The sequence below is a fragment of the Kurthia senegalensis genome, assembly GCF_000285595.1.
Classification (GTDB): Bacteria; Bacillota; Bacilli; order Bacillales_A; family Planococcaceae; genus Kurthia; species Kurthia senegalensis.
This window is the reverse complement of sequence record NZ_HE611065.1, coordinates 56281-71677: the sequence shown is the minus strand read 5'-3', so window position 1 is coordinate 71677 and position 15397 is coordinate 56281. Positions and strand designations below refer to the sequence as shown.

Below are 15397 nucleotides of genomic sequence, written 5' to 3'. Positions count from 1 at the left end.
AGGATTTCGAGTTTTTTATTTTTTTATCCTTGATCTGTATGAAGTGTTTCGATTAATTGTGGGTTTTCTTCGACTTCGCGTAGCTTATTGAAAGACGCAATCGCAATTTCGACTTGGTCGTCTGAAGGTTCTTTCGTCGTTAAAAGTTGTAACCATAATCCGGGATAACCTAAAAAACGAAGGAATGGAATATGGCGACAAGCGTTTGTTGCTTGTAACACTTCAAAAGAGACGCCTAATACGACAGGAATTAATAAAATCCGGTCAACGATTCGCAACCAAAAAGGATCTGTAGGAACGAAAAAGTAAATAATCATGCCGACAAATACAGTAAATAAAATAAAACTTGAACCGCAACGATAGTGCAAGCGAGACTGCTTTTGAACATTTTCAACCGTTAGCGGTAAATTATTTTCAAAGCAATTGATGACTTTATGCTCCGAACCGTGATATTGGAACGTTCGCTTAATAAGCGGTGTTAATGACACGAAATAAATATAGCCGAGTAATAATATAAGTTTGATGCCACTCTCAAGTAACACTTGAGCAACATGACCTGGAAAAACAGAATGGAATGCTTGCGCAATAAATACAGGAATTAAGGTGAAAACAAATTTGGCGAATAAGAATGAAAGTACGCCAATTGCTGCGACACCAAGCCACATTTGCAATTTACTACTTTTTTCTTGTTCTTGTTCGACTACTTCTTCACCGGGTGTTACGTCGTATCGATCGCTTGAAAACTGCAAATGTTTAGAACCGTTCGCAGAAGATTCAATGATTGCTACAATCCCTCTAATGAATGGAATTTTTTTCAGACGCTGCAGGCTTTTCATTTGTTTACGTTCAGCATAATAGTAATCTACGGTTCCGTCGTTGCGACGAATAGCCGAGACCGTATGTTTGCCGCCGCCCATCATGACGCCTTCAACGAGCGCTTGTCCGCCATAAATTGGCGTTTTTGATTGACTCATTTTTACACCACTCTCATCTATGTAAGTTCAACAAATTCATTGTACTAAAAAAAAGGTTTTTTCACTACAAAAAGACGTCTGAAATGCTTCAAGTTCCGAAATAATATGCTAAAATGTAAGAATAAACTGAAAAAGGGGTGTTCACAATGAAAATTCTCTGTTTAAATGGACCGAATTTGAACCGACTCGGTAAAAGAGAACCAGAAATTTACGGTTATGAGACATTGGAACATATCGAAGCACAATTACAACACGTAGCAAAACAATTTGATTCGACTGTTAGTATGAAACAATCGAATACAGAAGGGCAATTAATCGATTGGATCTACGAGGCAGAGGATCAAGGTATTGATGCAATCATTTTTAATCCAGGAGCTTATACACATACGAGTATTGCGTTAAGAGATTGCATAGCAGGAATTGAAACGCCTGTCGTGGAAGTACATATTTCGAATGTTCATAAGCGCGAAGCATTTCGCCATCATTCGTATTTAGCACCTGTTTGTGTAGGGCAAATAACCGGGTTAGGAACATTTGGCTATGAAGCAGCGCTAAGAATGTTTTTACAATCAAACTAAAAGGGGCTTTTATTAAATGAAATTACAACAATTACGTGCACAATTTAGTGAACATCAAATCGATGCGATGTTAGTAACGAATCCGATTAACGTATCTTATTTAAGCGGTTTTACAGGGGATGATAGTTACATTTTAGTGACGAAAGATGAAGCAATCTTTTTGACAGATGCGCGCTATACAGAACAAGTCAAACATGAAACGGAAGGTTTTCGTCTCGTAGAACGTAAATCAACGCTGTTAGAAGAAGTCGTTCGAGAAGTGAAAGAAACGAATGTTCAATCGGTTGGATTTGAAAAAGAATACGTTACTTTTGCAACATATCAGCTATTTGAAAAATATATTGATGCAAAAATGATTGGTACTGCTGGGATGATTGAAAAATTACGCTTGATTAAGACTCCAGAAGAGATTAAGATAATAAAGGTCGCTTGTGGTATTGTGGACCAAACTTTTGACTACATTCTTTCGTTCATTAAACCAGGTATGACAGAACTTCAAGTTTCGAATGAAATGGAACACTATATGCGCAAATTAGGTGCGAAAAGTTCTTCTTTTGATACGATTGTCGCATCAGGTTGGCGTTCAGCATTGCCACATGGCACAGCAACTGATAAAATAATAGAAAAAGGTGACATTGTCACTTTAGACTTTGGGGCCCTTTATAACGGCTATATTTCTGATACAACACGTACAATTGCTGTCGGGGAGCCTTCAGATCAGCTGAAGGAAATTTACGACATTGTTTTAAATGCGCAAATCCTCGGCGTTGATGCTCTTAAACCAGGTATGACTGGGAAAGAGGCAGATGCAGTAACACGCGATTATATTACGAAACACGGTTATGGAGAGGCTTTTGGTCATTCAACTGGTCACGGGATTGGTCGTGAAGTACATGAAGCTCCAGGGTTATCTCATCGTTCTTCGACGGTGTTACAACCAGGGATGTGTGTGACTTGCGAACCAGGTATTTATATTCCAGGAGTAGGTGGCGTTCGTATTGAAGACGACGTTTTAATTACCGAAACAGGTCACGAAGTACTTACTCGTTCCAAAAAAGACTTAATTATCTTATAAAAAGATAAATTGGAGGAAACTTAGTAATGATTTCAGTAAACGATTTTAAAACAGGCTTAACAATTTTAGTAGATGGCGATTTATACCGCGTTATCGAATTCCAACACGTAAAACCCGGTAAAGGTGCTGCATTCGTACGTTCTAAATTACGTAACTTACGTAACGGCAACGTTGCAGAAAAAACATTCCGTGCTGGTGAAAAAGTTGAAAAAGCACAAATCGACAACCGTAAAATGCAATATTTATATGCTTCTGGTGATGTTCACGCATTCATGGATATGGAATCTTATGAACAAATTGAACTTACAGAAGATCAATTAGAAAAAGAATTGAAATATCTTCTTGAAAACATGGAAGTTTATATTATGAGTTTTGAAGGTGAAATTCTTGGTATTGATTTACCAAATACAGTTGAACTAGTAGTTACTGCAACAGAACCAGGTATTAAAGGTGATACAGCTACAGGAGGTTCTAAACCAGCTACACTTGAAACAGGTTTAATTGTAAACGTACCATTCTTCGTAAATGAAGGCGACAAATTAATTATTAATACAGCGGATGGTTCATACGTTTCACGTGCTTAATTTCTATAACCTCTCTTCGGGAGAGGTTATTTTTTAAAGAAAAATTAGTACCAGATTATAAACTCTGATTATATTAATTGGGTACTAAAAACTGTGGTAGTACAGTTAGATAACTATAAAGTTGTTGTATGAATGATAACGATTTCATTTATATTTAAATAAAGATAAATGAAAAATTAAAAAATTCTACTAATAAAAATTGTTAGTTTCGACATAAAAATTGTCGGTAATATACTGTTTTATCTAAATTGCGTGAAAATGTTACAATTTTCCGAAAAAGAAGGTAAAATAGGTTTTGTATTATAATACACAGACGTTAGGGGAGTAATGTTATGTTAAAAATTCAAGAAATTCGCGAGATTATCAAATTAATCGATTCATCATCAATTGATGAGTTCACGTTCAATGAAGATGGTACAAAATTAAAACTTAAAAAAATGCAGGTCAAGTTGTAGTGACTGATGCTCCAAAAGCAATCACTCAAGCAATCGCACCAACAGTAGCACCGAAAGCGGAAGTTGCCGAAGTTCCAAAAGCAGCGCCAGCTCCAAAAGTGGAAGCGGCACCAGCACCAGCACCGAAAGCAGCTGCTACACAAGATGCGAATTTACATAAAATCGTATCTCCAATGGTTGGTACTTTTTATCAATCTCCAGACCCTGAATCACCAGCTTTTGTAAAAGTTGGCGATAAAGTTAGCGAAGAATCAGTAGTATGTATCGTTGAAGCGATGAAATTATTCAACGAAATCGAAGCTGAAGTAACAGGTGAAATCGTAGAAATCCTTGTCAAAGATGGCGAGTTAGTTGAATACGGTCAACCTCTATTCCTAGTTAAAGAAGCGTAAGGGGGATTACGACGATGAAAAAAGTATTAATTGCCAATCGTGGTGAAATTGCAGTACGTATTATCCGTGCTTGTAAAGAATTAGGTCTTGAATCTGTCGCTGTTTATTCAGAAGCAGATAAAGAAGCATTACACGTACAATTAGCTGATGAAGCGTATTGCATCGGTTCAAAATTATCAAAAGATAGTTATTTACGAATTGATCGATTAATTACTGTGGCGCAAAAAGTTGGTGCAGATGGGATTCACCCAGGATACGGTTTCTTAGCAGAAAACGTTGATTTTGCAATCGCTTGTGAAGAAGCAGGAATTACATTCATCGGTCCAAAATCTGACTCAATCAAAGTAATGGGTATCAAAGATGTTGCTCGTGATACGATGGCGAAAGCTAACGTTCCACTCGTTCCTGGTACTGGTATCGTTCCGGATATTGAAACAGGGAAAGAATGGGCAGCAAAAATTGGATACCCAGTTATTATAAAAGCAACAGCAGGCGGTGGTGGTAAAGGAATCCGCGTCGCACGTACAGAAGAAGATCTAGTGAAAGGTATTGAGATTACACAAAAAGAAGCAGCAGCAGCTTTCGGTAATCCAGGGGTGTACCTTGAGAAATTCATTGAATATTTCCGCCACTGTGAAATTCAAGTACTAGCCGACAACTATGGCAACACGATTCATTTAGGTGAACGTGATTGTACCGTACAACGCCGTATGCAAAAATTAGTAGAAGAAGCGCCTTCTCCAGCATTGTCTGAAGAACGTCGTAAAGAAATGGGTGAGGCGGCTGTTAAAGCAGCTTTAGCTTGTGACTATCGTGGAGCTGGTACTTGTGAATTCATTTATGATTACCAAGAAGATCGTTTCTACTTCATGGAAATGAATACACGTATTCAAGTTGAGCACCCAGTGACAGAAGCAATTACAGGAATTGATTTAGTTGAATGGCAACTAAGAATTGCATCTGGCGAAAAATTAGTGTATAAACAAGAAGATGTGAAAGTGAATGGTTGGGCGATTGAATGCCGTATTAACGCAGAAAACCCATACAAAAACTTTATGCCTTCTGCGGGGAAAGTAGACACGTATTTAACGCCAGGTGGTAATGGAGTTCGTATTGATTCAGCGATGTATGCTGGCTATACAATTCCACCTTATTACGATTCGATGGTTGCAAAACTAATCGTCCATGCAGATACGCGTGAAAAAGCGATTGCAAAAATGCATCGTGCGCTAGGTGAATTTGCTGTAGAGGGTCCTGGTATTCAAACAACAATTCCTTTCCATGAAAAATTAATGGAGAACGAAGTATTCAAATCTGGGAAATTCAACACGAAGTTCTTAGAAGAAAATGACGTTCTGAACTCATAGAAGAAGGAAGGGGCATTAATATGGCTGAACAAGTTGTGAAATCATTACCTCAAAATACACCAGAAGGTAAAGAAGAACTAGGCAGTATTGAAGTTGCACCAGAAGTGATTGAAGTCATTGCAGGAATCGCAACAACTGAAGTAGAAGGAATTTTCGGTACACGCGGAAGTTTTGCTTCAGGTGTCGCAGAAAAATTTGGTAAGAAGGTACACGGTAAAGGGATTAAGACGGAGTGGACACCAGAAGGTTTAGTCGTCGATGTTTATTGTGTCATTCAATATGGTGCTCAAGTAGCAAAAGTTGCAGCAAAAGTACAACGCCAAATCCGCGAAGCAATTAGCAACATGACAGCGTTAACGACGAAAGAAGTTAACGTGCATATTACTGGTATTCAATTCGAGCAAGAGCAACAAAAAGCTGAATAACTTATGCCCAGTAAAAGGGTGAATGTGACTTGTCACATTCACCCTTTTTATATTGTGTAGGACGTAAATTTGCAAAACTTCTGTTCTACACTGCACATACAGCTTTATTTGTGATAATATATTGCTATATGTAAACTAATGAAACACTGTACAATTTTGTTGATTTTGCAGTAGAATGCTTCATTTTAGCGAATTGCTAAAAATGAAAACAAATTGTAGTAGTATAAAGGAGAACGAATAAAATGAAGCGACGTGAAGCGCGTGAAAAAGCAGTACAAACTTTATTCCAATTAGAAGGTACTGAATTATCAATTGAAGAAGCAATGGACTACACACTGGACGAAGGGGATTCAAATGCCTTTTTCGAAAAACTAGTACGTGGTACGATTGAAAATCAAGAAGCGATCGACGCTTCGATTGCTACAAACTTAGAAAACTGGTCTTTAGGCCGCTTAGCTAAAGTAGACCGTACGATTTTACGTTTAGCAGTATTCGAATTGCAATTCATGCCTGAGACACCTCAAAATGTCGTGATCAATGAAGCAATCGAATTATCAAAAACATTCGGTGACGATCAATCAAGTAAATTCGTTAACGGTGTTCTTTCTAAATATACAGCCTAATTTATCATCATGATAGTATCGCATTTTTTGCGTTTCTATATATAAATTGAATTTGGGAGTGTTTTTCACATGTCAGGTAAACTAATTAACGGTAAAGAAATTGGTCAGACGATTCGTCAATCAATTCAGCTAGAAGTGAATGCATTAAAAGAAAAAGGTATTACACCCGGTTTAGCAGTTATTTTAGTAGGCGATGATCCAGCTTCACAAAAATATGTATCTAATAAGCAAAAATCATGTGCTCAATTAGGCATTTACTCAGAATTGATTAAATTACCTTCTGATACGACGGAAGACGTATTATTAAATCATATTGAAGCGTTGAACAAAAATGATGCGATTGATGGCATTCTAGTTCAATTACCACTTCCAAAACATATTCAAGAAGACGCAGTCATTGCGAAGATCTCACCATTGAAAGATGTCGATGGCTTCCATCCGATTAGCGTAGGTAAAATGTTGCTTGGTCAAGAAACATTTTTACCATGTACGCCACATGGCGTGATGAAACTTTTACAACACAGTGGTGTTGAAACGAGTGGGAAACATGCAGTTGTTGTAGGGCGCAGTCATATCGTTGGTGTTCCAATGGGACAATTACTTTTGCAAAGTGATGCAACAGTTACATATTGTCATTCCAAAACAAAAGATTTAGCAGCGATTACGAAACAAGCAGACATTTTAGTCGTGGCAACTGGTCGCGCGAAAATGATTAAAAAAGAACATGTAAAAGAGGGAGCCGTTGTCATCGATGTCGGAATGGATTTAGATGAAAATGGTAAACTTTGCGGAGATGTCGATTTTGAAGATGTATTAGACAAAGTATCAGCAATTACACCAGTGCCAGGGGGCGTTGGTCCGATGACGATTACGATGCTTTTAGTGAATACAGTACAATCTGCAAAACGAAAGCTTTCATAAGACAAAGTGTTCTCTTTACGATAAAATAAATACAAACACAAAAGGGGCTGTCCCTATAGTTTATGCGAATAAACTTGTGGACACCTCTTTTTTTAATGAGGAGGGTGTAAATCGATGGATGATAATTATTTAACGGTCGAGGCACTCACAAAATATATTAAACGAAAGTTTGATGCCGATCCGTATTTGAAAAAAGTGTATGTTAAAGGGGAACTATCGAATGTAAAGCATCATAGTTCAGGACATATTTACTTCACATTAAAAGATGATAAAGCACAAATAAAAGGCATTATGTATGCACGACAAGCAGCAAAATTAAAATTTTCAGCTGAAAATGGCATGAACGTTTTGATTGAGTGTGATGTGAACGTGTTTGAAAAAAGTGGCAGTTATCAACTATATGCATCAAAAATTGAACCGGACGGATTAGGAAGTCTTTTTCTTGCGTATGAACAATTGAAAGAAACGTTACAAAAAGAAGGATTGTTTGATGCGCGTTTTAAACAACCTCTCGTCCCTTTCCCTCAAATGATTGGTGTTATTACAGCGACAACTGGTGCAGCAGTCCGAGATATTTGTACGACGATTAAGCGACATTATCCGATTGCGAACATTAAAATATTCCCAACACTCGTGCAAGGAGCTAATGCTGCACCGAGCATTGTACAATCGATTCGACAAGCGAATGCACTCGGACAAATTGATACATTAATTGTTGGGCGTGGTGGCGGTTCGATTGAAGATTTGTGGGCTTTTAATGAAGAAAGCGTTGCGAGAGCTATTTTTGAAAGTCGTATTCCAATTATTAGTGCTGTAGGACATGAAACCGATACGACGATTGCAGACTTTGTCGCTGATTTTAGAGCACCAACACCAACAGGAGCAGCGAAGATGGCTGTACCAGATGTTGTTGAGTTAAAACAGCGTGTACAATCGAATGATGTGCGTATGTTACAAGCGACAAAGCGTTTATTAGATCAGCGTAAAAATCGCTTAGAAAAAGCGTTATCTTCTTATACAATGGTGTATCCAGAGCGTATGTATCGCCCATTTGAAGAGCAATTGAGTCGATTAGAGCAGCGGTTAGAAGATGCAACTTCAAGAAGTATGACGGACCGTATACGAGATTTCCAATCGTTACAAAACCGATTACGTAATCAAATGCCGATGCGTAAACTAGCGTTGGAGCAACAAAGACAAAAACATGCGACGTATCAACTTCAAATGAATATGCAACGTATGCTTTCTAAAAAAAGACAACAGTTTCAAACGAATATTCGTACATTAAATGCACTAAATCCACTTTCTGTCATGGAACGTGGCTTCAGCATCGTATATAATAATAAAGACGATGTCGTAATGTCCGTACAACAAGTTGCGACAGAAGAGCAAATAACAATTCAAGTTGTAGATGGTCAAATTGATGCGACCGTACTTCGTACGAAATAAGGAAGGTGAATAAAATGGCAACAAAAAAACAATCTTTTGAGCAGTCGATGACAGAGTTAGAAGGAATCGTTCAAAAATTAGAGCAAGGTGATGCTTCTTTAGAAGAAGCTATTACGCTTTATCAAAAGGGGATGGTTTTATCAAAAAACTGCCATGAGCAACTGGAAAAAGCAGAACAACAACTCGTAACTGTTGTGAATGAAGATGGCTCAGAACAACCTTTTAAAACGGATGGAGAGAAGTAAAATGACACAATTAAAACCTTTTATGGCAGAACAAATGCCAAAAATTGAAGATGTAATGTTGACACTTGTTGAGTCAATTCAAGCACCAGAAATTTTAAAAGAGGCGATGAGCTATTCACTTAAAGCAGGCGGTAAACGTGTTCGTCCGTTATTCGTACTTGCTGTAATGGATCACTTAGCAGAAATCACAGAAGAAGCGTATATCGTTGGCGCGGCAGTAGAGATGATTCATACATATTCTCTTATTCACGACGACCTTCCAAGTATGGACAATGATGATTACCGTCGTGGGAAGTTAACGAATCATAAAGTATTCGGCGAAGCGTATGCGACGTTAGCGGGTGACGCTTTAAATACATTGCCATTTGGTATAATTGCACGTATGCAAAATGTAACAGCTGAACAAAAAGTTGCGTTAGTGCAATTGTTAAGTGAAACAGCTGGAGCAGAAGGAATGGTAGGAGGACAAATTTTAGATATCGAAGGCGAAACGAAACAACTAACGATTGATGAATTAGTTCATGTTCATGTCAATAAAACAGGTGCCATTTTACGTTTTAGTATTGAAGCGGGTGCTATTTTAGCGAATGCAACGGAAGAGCAGTTAGCCATTTTACGTGATTATGCGTATCATATCGGGCTTGCATTCCAAATTAAAGATGATATTTTAGACATTGAAGGTACGACCGAACAACTAGGGAAAACAGCTGGTAAAGATGTAGCGAGTGATAAGAGTACGTATCCAGCACTTCTTACGTTAGAAGGAGCGAAAGAAAAATTAACGATGCATTATGATGCATCGTTAGAAGCTCTTTCAAAATTACCGAGCGAAAAAACGTTATTGGAACAATTAGCGACATATATCGTTAAACGTAATAAATAATTGTTTTTCGTTTGTGTCTCGTTTAATGATTGGTATAATGTAAACTAGCTAACTGTTAATTGCTACGTTCATTTGGATTTATTTCAATATCGAAATGTATATTTTCCACTTTCGAAGGGTAAAGACAAGCATTAACTCATTTTAAGTAGATGTGAATCAGAAATAATTGACAGAAATTATTATTATATAAAGGTGTGTGATGGCGGTGGATTTAAACAACATATCTAGTCCATCCTTTTTAAAGCAACTCAACAAAAAAGAATTGGAACAATTAAGTGAAGAAATTCGTACGTTTTTAATTGAGAAATGTTCTATTACGGGTGGTCATATTGGACCGAACTTAGGAGTTGTGGAATTAACGATTGCTCTACATCGCGCATTTAATAGCCCAGAAGACAAACTATTATTTGATGTAGGTCACCAAGCGTATGTGCATAAAATTTTAACAGGACGAGCTTCTCAATTTGATACGTTGCGTCAGTATAAAGGTTTATGTGGATTTCCGAAAAGAATTGAATCTGAACATGATGTGTGGGAAACAGGTCATAGTTCAACATCACTGTCAGCAGCTATGGGAATGGCTGCTGCACGTGACGTACAAAAGAAAAATAATTATGTTATTCCTGTTATTGGGGATGGTGCTTTAACAGGTGGTATGGCGATGGAAGCATTGAATCATATCGGGCATGAGAAAACGAATATGATCGTTATTTTAAACGATAATGAAATGTCAATCGCACCAAATGTAGGTGCCATTCATAATATTTTAGGCCGTTTACGTACAGCTCCTCCGTATCATAAAGCGAAAGACGATGTTGAAAGCTTCTTGAAAAAAATCCCTGCTATCGGCGGGAAAATTGCAGGTGCTGCTGAACGTGTGAAAGACAGCTTAAAATATTTAGTTATGTCAGGTATGTTCTTTGAAGAAATGGGCTTCACGTATTTTGGACCGATTGATGGGCATGACTTAGACGTCTTAGAAAAAACACTCGCTACTGCAAAAAATACAGATGGCCCAGTCATCATTCACGTATTAACGAAAAAAGGAAAAGGATATACACCTGCTGAAACGGATACTGTCGGTACTTGGCACGGAACAGGCCCTTATAAAATGGAGACAGGTGAGTTTCCTAAATCGAAAAACCAAGCACCAGGTTGGTCTAAATTAGTTGCTGATACCGTGACGAAAATTGCTCGTGAAGACGAGAAAGTCGTGACGATTACACCAGCGATGCCAGTCGGTTCTAAATTAACGGGTTTTGCAGAGGAGTTTCCTGAGCGTTTCTTCGATGTCGGTATTGCTGAACAGCATGCAACAACGATGGCTGCAGGGATGGCTGCAGATGGTTGCAAACCATTCTTATCTATTTATTCGACTTTCTTACAACGTGCATACGATCAAATGTTACACGATATTAGTCGTCAAAATTTAAATGTATTTGTCGGTATTGACCGTGCAGGTTTAGTCGGAGCAGATGGTGAAACGCACCAAGGTGTATTTGATATTGCCTTTCTACGTTCTATGCCAAACATGACGATTATGATGCCAAAAGATGAGAATGAAGGGCAACATATGGTGAAAACGGCACTTAGCTACGAAAACGGTCCAATTGCGATGCGTTATCCGAGAGGAAATGGATTAGGTGTACCGATGGATGAAACGCTTCATACGATTGAAATTGGTACGTGGGAAGCTCTTCGCGAAGGCTCAGATGCGACGATTTTAACGTTCGGAACGACGATTCCAATGGCAGAACAAGCTGCTGAGAAATTAGCTCAAAATGGCATTCAAACAGAAATTGTAAATGCACGATTTATTAAACCATTAGATGAAAATATGCTTCATGCAATTTTTAAATCAGGAAAACCTATTTTAACGATTGAAGAAGCTGTTTTACAAGGTGGATTTGGTAGTGCGGTTCTTGAATTTGCGAATGATCATGGCTATTCAACAGCACATGTGAAACGTATGGGTATTCCAGATGAATTCATTGAACACGGCAGTGTTGATTTACTGTTAAGAGATATTCATATGACGACTGAACAAGTTGTAGAAGATGTTACGACTTTAGTTGAAAATAATAAACAGCAAGCGGGTCTAAAATCATAATGACAGAAAAAGTATCAAAAGAACGCGCAGACGTGTTACTCGTCCAATCCGGTTTATGTGAAACACGTGAGCGTGCAAAACGTACGATTATGGCAGGCATTGTGTTTGCGAACGACGTACGTGTCGATAAACCAGGTGAGAAATTATTACGTGATGTCGAGTTACGTATTAAAGGACAGCAAATTCCTTACGTTAGTCGTGGGGGATTGAAATTAGAAAAAGCACTTAAAAACTTTGACGTATCCGTAGAAGGCAAATTAATGCTAGATATTGGTTCTTCAACAGGTGGTTTTACAGACTGCGCTCTGCAAAACGGTGCAAAACATTGTTACGCACTCGATGTAGGTTCTAATCAACTTGCGTGGAAACTTCGTTCAGATGAACGAGTGACGGTAATGGAGAAAACAAATTTCCGTTACGTAACAGCACCAGATTTAGAAGAAGGGCTACCAGAATTTGCTACAATCGACGTATCCTTCATTTCTTTAGAATTAATTTTACCTGTTCTTAAAACGTTACTCGTTCCAGGCGGAGATGTGATTGCACTCGTTAAACCACAATTTGAAGCTGGAAAAGAAAAAGTTGGGAAAAAAGGTGTCGTTCGAGATGCAAAAGTGCATCTTGAAGTACTTGAAAAAATTGCTGCATTTGCGATGGAAATAGGTTTTGTATTAAAACAAGCGTCGTATTCACCAATTACTGGTGGAGAAGGAAATATTGAATTTTTATATCACTTACACAATCCATTACCAGATGAAGAACCGTCAAAAGAAATTGACTTAAAAGCGATCGTTCAAGAAGCCCATAACCAATTAAAATAACACGGGATGCCTTGTTACAAGGCCCGTGTTTTTTCTTGTTAATTTCTGAAAATGATGGTACTTTAAAAATAGAAAGCATAATTATGCATAGAGGTGAAAGAACTTGAATAAAAGTCAAAGACATATTCGCATTCGCGATTTAATAGCAAACAAAGATATTGAAACACAAGATGAATTAGTAGATTTATTAAAAGAAGCAGGTTTTAACGTTACACAAGCAACGATTTCTCGTGATATTAAAGAATTGCATTTAATTAAAGTTCCATTGCAAGATGGTCGTTACAAATACAGCTTGCCAGCAGACCAACGTTTTAATCCATTACAAAAACTGCATAGAGCATTAGCGGATTCATTCGTATCAATTGACGGTGCAAGTCACTTTTTAGTAATGAAAACTTTACCAGGTAATGCGAATGCAATCGGTTCTTTATTAGACCACTTAGAGTGGACAGAAATATTAGGAACGATTTGCGGTGATGATACGATTTTAATTTTATGTCGCGAAGAACAAGACCGCGATGAACTGAAAGATCGTTTAATAAAAATGTTGTAATAGAGACTGAGGTGAATCGGGTTGTTAAAGGAATTATCGATACGTAATTTTGCAATTATTGAATCCCTTACTGTCGCATTTCAAAATGGTTTAACCGTTTTAACAGGTGAGACAGGGGCAGGTAAATCCATCATAATTGATGCTGTGCAGCTATTAGCTGGTGGACGTGGTTCGCAAGAATTCATTCGTCACGGAGCTAAAAAAGCGGAGTTAGAAGGTTTATATACGGTTCCGGAAGGGCATCCTGTATTTGCTAAATGTGAGGATCTCGGCATAGATGTTGAAGAAGGTACGATTATTTTAAAAAGAGATTTGAATGATAGTGGTAAAAGTGTTTGCCGTGTGAATGGAAAATTAATGACATTATCTCAAATGCGTGAAATTGGTGCGTTGCTTATTGATATTCATGGGCAACATGAGTCTCAAGAATTAATGGATGATAAATCTCATATTCATTTATTAGATCAATTTGCTGGAGAAAAACTGTCTATCGAAATGCGCCGTTATCATGAGAAATATGTACAATTTCGTCAATTGAAAAGAGAAATTGCTGCATTTGCAGTAGGGGAACAACAAATTGCACAGCGTATTGATTTGTATCAATTTCAACTCGAAGAAATTAATGCCTGCCAATTGAGAGCGACAGAAGAAGATGAACTAACAGAAGAACGTTTACGATTAATGAATTTCAATAAAATTTTTGAAGGTGCTAGTTCAGCTCATGAAGCAATTATCCGAGAAGGGAACGGATTAGACTATATCGGACAAGCGATGACCTCATTACAACATATTATTGATGTAGACGAGGCATTTAAAGAATATGCTGAGACCGTTTCTAATGCTTTTTACATGCTACAAGAAGCAGGATTTGGCATTAAAAATATTTTAGATGATTTGGAATTTGATCCCGAACGTTTGAATGAAGTGGAACAACGTTTACAATTGATTCAAAATATGAAACGTAAGTACGGTACGTCTATTCAAGAAATATTAGATTATCGTGATAAGATTGATAGCGAATTACAACAACTTTTAAATCATGATGAGAATATGCAGCAGCAAGAACAGCAACTCGTTGATTTAGAACGACAGCTCGTGAAGCAAACCTCACGCTTAACTGAAATTCGAAAAGATGTAGCAGATAAATTATCTACCGCCATTATGGTGCAATTAAAAGAATTGTATATGGAAAAAGCGCAATTTGTCGTTCATTTTGAAAAGCTTCCAGCAGGTAGCTTTGATGAGAACGGAGCGGATTCAATTGTCTTCTACATTTCAACGAATGTGGGGGAACCACCGAAACCGTTAACGAAAATTGCATCTGGTGGTGAGATGTCACGCGTCATGTTAGCATTAAAGACGATGTTTTCAACGACAATGGGCATTACATCTATTATTTTTGATGAAGTAGATACAGGCGTAAGTGGACGCGTTGCACAGGCGATTGCGGACAAAATTGCGGCGATTTCTGTCCATTCACAAGTGCTATGTATTTCACATTTACCACAAGTTGCTGCGATGGCAGATCACCATTATCATATTCAAAAAGAAGAACAAGGACAACGAACATTTACGTCTCTTCAAGAGATTACAGGCAACGCACGTATTGACGAGCTTAGTCGCATGATGTCTGGTCCTGAAATTACAGAAAAAACATTTTTTACATGCGAAAGAACTCGTTGAAATAGCAGATGAGCGAAAGAAAACATTTTAAAAATATAGTTCAATATATGTTTTTTGAGAAGTTACATATTAATTTTGTAACTTTTTTTTATTTATAAGTAAAAAAACACTAAATATGCTTTAAGGGGAATTCCTTTTTACATAAAAAAGTTATACGCTTTTTAAGAATGGTAAGAAATAGGATGTTCATATTATCGAATCTTTGTTACAATTAGACCGAGATGCAAGCACAGTAAATTTAGCGGCACTGGGGGATTAT

Annotated in this window: 14 protein-coding genes and 2 pseudogenes; 15 read left to right on the top strand and 1 reads right to left on the bottom strand. The window is 37.6% G+C overall.

Annotated features, from left to right (window positions below):
• Positions 1 to 23: 23 nt before the first annotated feature.
• A complete protein-coding gene (locus tag KSHG_RS05685) occupies positions 24 to 974 on the bottom strand; it encodes a DUF1385 domain-containing protein (protein ID WP_010303186.1) in 951 nt (316 codons plus the stop codon).
• Positions 975 to 1120: 146 nt separating this feature from the next.
• On the opposite strand from KSHG_RS05685, the gene aroQ reads away from it, so the two are divergent.
• The 15 genes and pseudogenes from aroQ (at position 1121) to recN (ending at position 15169) form a co-directional block, all read left to right on the top strand.
• Positions 1121 to 1552, top strand: a complete 432-nt coding sequence (aroQ, locus tag KSHG_RS05680) for a type II 3-dehydroquinate dehydratase (RefSeq protein WP_010303175.1) — start codon at positions 1121 to 1123, stop codon at positions 1550 to 1552.
• 16 nt (positions 1553 to 1568) lie between these two features.
• On the top strand, positions 1569 to 2627 hold the full coding sequence (locus KSHG_RS05675; RefSeq protein ID WP_010303173.1) for a M24 family metallopeptidase: 1059 nt from the start codon (positions 1569 to 1571) through the stop codon (positions 2625 to 2627).
• A 26-nt stretch (positions 2628 to 2653) separates the two neighbouring features.
• On the top strand, positions 2654 to 3211 hold the full coding sequence (gene efp / locus KSHG_RS05670; RefSeq protein ID WP_010303169.1) for an elongation factor P: 558 nt from the start codon (positions 2654 to 2656) through the stop codon (positions 3209 to 3211).
• A 332-nt stretch (positions 3212 to 3543) separates the two neighbouring features.
• A pseudogene (gene accB, locus KSHG_RS16220) lies at positions 3544 to 4058 on the top strand (acetyl-CoA carboxylase biotin carboxyl carrier protein).
• Positions 4059 to 4072: 14 nt separating this feature from the next.
• Positions 4073 to 5425 (top strand): acetyl-CoA carboxylase biotin carboxylase subunit, encoded by a 1353-nt coding sequence (accC, locus tag KSHG_RS05660; protein WP_010303165.1) that lies wholly within the window; start codon positions 4073 to 4075, stop codon positions 5423 to 5425.
• A 20-nt stretch (positions 5426 to 5445) separates the two neighbouring features.
• Complete coding sequence (locus KSHG_RS05655; RefSeq protein ID WP_010303161.1) at positions 5446 to 5850, top strand: Asp23/Gls24 family envelope stress response protein; 405 nt, start codon at positions 5446 to 5448, stop codon at positions 5848 to 5850.
• A 242-nt stretch (positions 5851 to 6092) separates the two neighbouring features.
• Positions 6093 to 6473, top strand: coding sequence for a transcription antitermination factor NusB (gene nusB / locus KSHG_RS05650; RefSeq protein ID WP_010303159.1), 381 nt, complete (start codon positions 6093 to 6095; stop codon positions 6471 to 6473).
• Between the two features lie 69 nt (positions 6474 to 6542).
• The gene (folD, locus tag KSHG_RS05645; protein WP_010303158.1) at positions 6543 to 7394 is read left to right on the top strand and encodes a bifunctional methylenetetrahydrofolate dehydrogenase/methenyltetrahydrofolate cyclohydrolase FolD; all 852 of its coding nucleotides are present in this window, start codon (positions 6543 to 6545) and stop codon (positions 7392 to 7394) included.
• Positions 7395 to 7508: 114 nt separating this feature from the next.
• Positions 7509 to 8843, top strand: coding sequence for an exodeoxyribonuclease VII large subunit (gene xseA / locus KSHG_RS05640; RefSeq protein ID WP_010303157.1), 1335 nt, complete (start codon positions 7509 to 7511; stop codon positions 8841 to 8843).
• Between the two features lie 14 nt (positions 8844 to 8857).
• The gene (locus tag KSHG_RS05635) at positions 8858 to 9088 is read left to right on the top strand and encodes an exodeoxyribonuclease VII small subunit (protein ID WP_010303155.1); all 231 of its coding nucleotides are present in this window, start codon (positions 8858 to 8860) and stop codon (positions 9086 to 9088) included.
• 1 nt (position 9089) lies between these two features.
• Positions 9090 to 9971 carry a polyprenyl synthetase family protein gene (locus tag KSHG_RS05630; RefSeq protein ID WP_010303153.1) on the top strand — a complete coding sequence of 294 codons (882 nt, stop codon included), beginning with the start codon at positions 9090 to 9092 and terminating at the stop codon, positions 9969 to 9971.
• A 205-nt stretch (positions 9972 to 10176) separates the two neighbouring features.
• Positions 10177 to 12081: a 1-deoxy-D-xylulose-5-phosphate synthase gene (gene dxs / locus KSHG_RS05625; protein ID WP_010303150.1), complete on the top strand. Its 1905-nt coding sequence runs from the start codon at positions 10177 to 10179 to the stop codon at positions 12079 to 12081.
• On the top strand, positions 12081 to 12902 hold the full coding sequence (locus KSHG_RS05620; RefSeq protein WP_010303147.1) for a TlyA family RNA methyltransferase: 822 nt from the start codon (positions 12081 to 12083) through the stop codon (positions 12900 to 12902). The genes dxs and KSHG_RS05620 overlap by 1 nt, the downstream gene beginning before the upstream one ends.
• Before the next feature lie 103 nt (positions 12903 to 13005).
• Entirely contained in the window at positions 13006 to 13455 is a 450-nt protein-coding gene (ahrC, locus tag KSHG_RS05615) for a transcriptional regulator AhrC/ArgR (protein WP_010303145.1), read from the top strand.
• A gap of 21 nt (positions 13456 to 13476) precedes the next feature.
• Positions 13477 to 15169 (top strand): annotated as a pseudogene (gene recN, locus KSHG_RS16215) (DNA repair protein RecN).
• Positions 15170 to 15397: the final 228 nt, after the last annotated feature.

Excerpts from the sequence above, each read along its gene's own strand:
- KSHG_RS05685 (WP_010303186.1), bottom strand. The coding sequence starts at position 974 with ATGAGTCAATCAAAAACGCCAATTTATGGCGGACAAGCGCTCGTTGAA.
- aroQ (WP_010303175.1), top strand. The coding sequence starts at position 1,121 with ATGAAAATTCTCTGTTTAAATGGACCGAATTTGAACCGACTCGGTAAA.
- KSHG_RS05675 (WP_010303173.1), top strand. The coding sequence starts at position 1,569 with ATGAAATTACAACAATTACGTGCACAATTTAGTGAACATCAAATCGAT.
- efp (WP_010303169.1), top strand. The coding sequence starts at position 2,654 with ATGATTTCAGTAAACGATTTTAAAACAGGCTTAACAATTTTAGTAGAT.
- accC (WP_010303165.1), top strand. The coding sequence starts at position 4,073 with ATGAAAAAAGTATTAATTGCCAATCGTGGTGAAATTGCAGTACGTATT.
- KSHG_RS05655 (WP_010303161.1), top strand. The coding sequence starts at position 5,446 with ATGGCTGAACAAGTTGTGAAATCATTACCTCAAAATACACCAGAAGGT.
- nusB (WP_010303159.1), top strand. The coding sequence starts at position 6,093 with ATGAAGCGACGTGAAGCGCGTGAAAAAGCAGTACAAACTTTATTCCAA.
- folD (WP_010303158.1), top strand. The coding sequence starts at position 6,543 with ATGTCAGGTAAACTAATTAACGGTAAAGAAATTGGTCAGACGATTCGT.
- xseA (WP_010303157.1), top strand. The coding sequence starts at position 7,509 with ATGGATGATAATTATTTAACGGTCGAGGCACTCACAAAATATATTAAA.
- KSHG_RS05635 (WP_010303155.1), top strand. The coding sequence starts at position 8,858 with ATGGCAACAAAAAAACAATCTTTTGAGCAGTCGATGACAGAGTTAGAA.
- KSHG_RS05630 (WP_010303153.1), top strand. The coding sequence starts at position 9,090 with ATGACACAATTAAAACCTTTTATGGCAGAACAAATGCCAAAAATTGAA.
- KSHG_RS05620 (WP_010303147.1), top strand. The coding sequence starts at position 12,081 with ATGACAGAAAAAGTATCAAAAGAACGCGCAGACGTGTTACTCGTCCAA.